General features: G+C 68.7%; 4 protein-coding genes and 1 riboswitch. All 4 genes read left to right on the plus strand.

Annotated elements, in window-relative coordinates:
• Positions 1 to 139: riboswitch (cyclic di-AMP (ydaO/yuaA leader) on the plus strand. This riboswitch is flagged as partial in the annotation.
• A gap of 5 nt (positions 140 to 144) precedes the next feature.
• The 4 genes from AVL61_RS18150 (at position 145) to AVL61_RS09230 (ending at position 4,255) form a co-directional block, all read left to right on the plus strand.
• On the plus strand, positions 145 to 807 hold the full coding sequence (locus tag AVL61_RS18150) for a C40 family peptidase (RefSeq protein ID WP_047803065.1): 663 nt from the start codon (positions 145 to 147) through the stop codon (positions 805 to 807).
• A gap of 318 nt (positions 808 to 1,125) precedes the next feature.
• The gene (locus AVL61_RS09220; protein WP_053004846.1) at positions 1,126 to 1,827 is read left to right on the plus strand and encodes a DUF305 domain-containing protein; all 702 of its coding nucleotides are present in this window, start codon (positions 1,126 to 1,128) and stop codon (positions 1,825 to 1,827) included.
• Positions 1,828 to 2,390: 563 nt separating this feature from the next.
• Positions 2,391 to 3,110: a response regulator transcription factor gene (locus AVL61_RS09225; RefSeq protein WP_058874057.1), complete on the plus strand. Its 720-nt coding sequence runs from the start codon at positions 2,391 to 2,393 to the stop codon at positions 3,108 to 3,110.
• A gap of 65 nt (positions 3,111 to 3,175) precedes the next feature.
• On the plus strand, positions 3,176 to 4,255 hold the full coding sequence (locus tag AVL61_RS09230) for a sensor histidine kinase (protein WP_047803064.1): 1,080 nt from the start codon (positions 3,176 to 3,178) through the stop codon (positions 4,253 to 4,255).
• Positions 4,256 to 4,335 lie beyond the last annotated feature (80 nt).

Raw genomic sequence — 4,335 nt, forward strand, 5'->3', positions numbered from 1 at the left:
CTTGGCAGAAGCGGGGGAACCATTTTCGGTCCCGGTGATCCGGGGCCTTGGGGTTAAGCCGGCAGAGCGCGTGCGCTCTGCCGGCCGGGTGTCTCCCACCCGCATCCGACAGCTCACCTCGTAGGCAAAGGGAGGAACTCACCCATGACTGTTTTCAAGCGCCACGCTGCCCGCCACCGTGCCGAGACCACCTCTCACGCCGTGCGCAACACCACGATCGCTGCCACCGCCGGTGCGGTGCTCATCGGCTCCATCGCCCCGGCCCAGGCCTACGCCGAGGTCCCCGCAGAGACCGCCCCCGCCTACGCGACCCCCGCGTCCGCACTGACGACTTACACCTCGGCGGCCTCCCAGCCCGCGGCCGCCCCGCAGACCGTCTCCACCGCCTCTTCCCAGGCCCCGGCCGCGCCCGAGCAGGCTACATCGGCCGTGGCGGTGTCCACCCAATCGGCGGACATCACCGAAATTACCGGCGCCTCCGGGATCGTGGGCACAGCGATGCAGGGAGCCGGCACCGGTTACGTCTGGGGCGGCACGGACTTCGGCGCCTGGGACTGCTCCGGCTTCACCCAGTGGGTCTACGCCCAGCAGGGCATCGACCTCCCCCGCACTAGCCAGCAGCAGTGGGCGGCCGGCACCCTGACCACCGACCCGCAGCCTGGCGACCTCGTCGTCCAGAACGGCGGGGCCCACATCGGGATCTACCTTGGTGGCGGCAAGATGATCTCCGCGCTGAATCCCACCCAGGGCACCTTCGTGCACAGCGTGAATGCCATGCCGACGGTCGGCTACGTCACCTTCCGCTGAGCCAACCCTCCGTCCGCCACGAATGCCGCTCGTGGCGGGCGGCGGGTGTGCCCCCCACCTGATCAGCATCCAGGATCGGTCGGTCAGAACCGGAGATGCCTGCACCCATCCACCGCCGGGGAACACCCCGATCTGGCCGCCTGATGGGCCCGCTCTTGAAGGTTCAGTGAAGATCTACCGCCCAGCCCTCCCAGCCCGGCGAAGCCAGCTGCGGCGGGGCTACCGTGGATGGATCGGTCCGCCTCGACCCGAGGCTGAACAGAGCAAACACCACGATGTGCAGGTCCAGTACGGGCTGCTGCGAAAGAGAGATTCGTCATGACGTCGACGTTCAAGCACCTGGCCGCCGGGACGGCCCTGGCGCTGGCCCTCAGCGGTGCCGGGGCGACCGCGGCGGTCGCGTCCCCGACGCACCAGCCTGCCTCCGCCTCCGCACAGACGGGCGCTGAGCGGCACATGAACCACGACCGCCACTTCGCCGTGATGATGGTCCCCCACCACCAAGGTGCCACCGACATGGCCGAGCTGGCCCTGCAGAAGTCCGAGCGTCCCGAAATCCGTGACCTGGCGGAGAAGATCATCGAGGCCCAGACCGAGGAGATCCAGCAACTGGAAGCAGCGGCCCAGCGGCTGGCCGCCGAGAACACCCCGGGACACCACCACCATGGACACGGCCACCACCACGGCCACGGGCACCACGTCCACGGCCATGGCCATGGCGGCCATGGCCAGAGCATGAATGCCGACATGCAGGGCGCCATGATGGGCGAGATGGACGGCATGGACGGCATGGACGGCATGAGCCTCGAAGAGCTGGCGAAACGGTCCGGGGATGAGTTCGACAAGGCCTTCCTCGAAGAGATGATCGCCCACCACCAGATGGCTCTCGAGATGGCCGAGATGGAGCTGCAGATGGGCACCGACCCCGAGTTGCGAGCCATGGCGGAGAAGATGATCGAGGACCAGCAGGCGGAGATCGAGCTCATGCAGGGCTGGTTGGAGGAGTGGTTCGCGGCCTGATCCAGGACCACGAGCTGGGCCGTCATCGACTGGAACGGGCCGACACCGGGATGTCATGGTCCCCGTCGACCCGTTCCAGCCAGTCCAGTCCAGTGCGGTGATCCCCGACGCGGCACCCGATGGGCGCGCACCCTTCGCGCAGTCAGCAGCACCCCGAACGGTCACCGACCAACCGTAGGTTTGGCAGCACCGCGCCCTCTTGCCTCAGGACACGGCCCCCCTCCCCCTCGCCTGGGGTCCTGTTCCTCCAGCGCGCGCACCGTCACCGAGATGGCCGAGACCACCGGAGTCCCCTCGCCCGGTGGTGGTGGCCGGATCCCGGCCGTGTTGCGTCTGTCCGGGCTCGTGGAGGGGCGACACGCGATCTTCTCAGTGTCCGATATCCCTCTCATCGGCCCGGTGCAGGGGATCGTTAGCCACAGCGACCACCGGTTCACCGGTGAGCCCGGCCACGACGAGTCCACCCCCCTGTTTCGTTTCCGAGGCCTCAGACACGGTCGCCCTGGGACGCTGGGGCTCGCAGCACAGTGTTCATGTCACAGCGATCAGTACCGGGAGGACAGATGACGGATCCGCTCACCGGACGTGTGCTGGTGGTCGACGACGAGGTCGACCTCGCGCAGCTGATCGCGGACTATCTGCGCAAGGCCGGGCTGGAGGTCGTGATGCGCCACGACGGCACGGAGGCGGTGGCCGCGGTACGGAACTTCGCCCCGGACGTGCTGGTGCTCGACCTCGGGCTGCCGGGGATCGACGGGATCGAGGTGTGCCGTCAGGTGCGGACCTTCTCGGACTGCCACGTCCTGATGCTCACCGCCCGGGATGATGAGGTCGACAAGATCGTGGGCCTGTCGATGGGAGCCGACGACTACGTGACCAAGCCGTTCAGCCCGCGCGAACTCGTGGCCCGGGTGCAGGCCATGCTGCGCCGGGTGCGCACCCAGTCCGCACCCGTCCCGGAGCCGGCGGGCCAGGACCAGGGGCTGGTGATCGGGGACCTGGTGGTGGACGGGGGCTCCCGCCAGGTGCACCTGGGCGGGGAACCGGTGGCGTTGACGAGGATCGAGTTCGACCTGCTCCTGTGCCTGGCTGCCCGCCCCCAACTGGTGCTCTCGCGCCGGCAGCTGGTGGAGATGGTCTGGGACACGCACTGGACCGGGGACGAGCACCTGGTGGATGTGCACATCGGACGGATCCGCAAGAAGCTCGGCGACGTAGCCACCAGGCCGACATTCATCCACACGATCCGCGGGATCGGCTACCGGATGGGCACCGGGCGATGAGCGCCGCCGTCTCCGACCGGACCCGGGCCTGGTCTTTGTCCTGGAGCCCATTGACGGTGCGATTGATGCTAGCCCAGACCGCAGTGCTGGCCATCGGGCTGATCATCGTGGTGATCACCGCGGTGCTGGTCGGGCCGAACATGTTCTATCACGAGCTCATCGAGGCCGGCCACGCCGATGAGGCCACCGGACTGGTGCACCTGGAGGACGCCTTCCGCTCGGTGAGCCTCACCGCCCTGACCATCGGGGGGCTCCCGGCGCTCTACATCGCCGGGATGCTCACCTTCTACCTCTACCGCACGATCGGGCGGTCCCTGGTCTCCTTCAGCACCGCCGCCCAGGAGGTGGCTGCCGGCAACTACGACGTGCGTGTCACCTCCACCAGCCTGGGCGCGGAGTTCGACTCCCTGGCTGGGTCTTTCAACGACATGGCGGCCAGGCTCGACGCCGTGGACACCACCCGGCGCCAGATGCTGGCCGATCTGGCTCATGAGATGCGCACCCCCCTGGCCAGTCTCAAAGGACATCTAGAGGGCATCGAGGACGGAGTGGTCGAGTGGGATGCACGAACCACGGGCATCTTGTACGCCCAGATCGCCCGGCTGGAGCGACTGGCCCGCGACATCCGCCAGCTCACCGCCGCCGAGGAAGGCATGACCCATCTGCAGCTGACCCTCCAGGACCCGGGCCGGCTGGCAGCCCAGGCGGCCGCGGCCGTCCAACAGGACGCCGCCGCTCAGAACATCTCGGTGACCTCCATCAGCACCGGCATGGAGGTCACACCGGTGCTGGTCGATCAGGAGCGGATGGGACAAGTGTTGGGCAACTTGCTGGAGAACGCCTTACGCCACACCCCATCCGGCGGGGCCGTCACCGTGCGCACCGACCACACCCCGGAGGCGGTCACTGTCACCGTCACCGACACCGGGGAAGGCATCGGCTCCGAGCACCTCCCGCACGTGTTCGAGCGCTTCTACCGCGCCAACACCGGCCGGGAGGCCCACCGCGTGGGCTCAGGCCTGGGACTGGCCATCAGCAAATCCCTGGTCGAGGCCCAAGGCGGGACCCTGGAGGCCACCAGCGGCGGCCCCGGACGCGGGACCAGCTTCCGGATCCACCTGCCCCGCCACACGCCCCCGGACTGACCCCAGCGTCACCAGACCGTTCCGTGACGGCGGCGGGCCGTGCCCGCCGCAGAGAGCACGTCTGCTGCGGCGGGCACGGC

This window comes from Kocuria rosea subsp. polaris (assembly GCF_001483755.1).
Classification (GTDB): Bacteria; Actinomycetota; Actinomycetes; order Actinomycetales; family Micrococcaceae; genus Kocuria; species Kocuria cellulosilytica.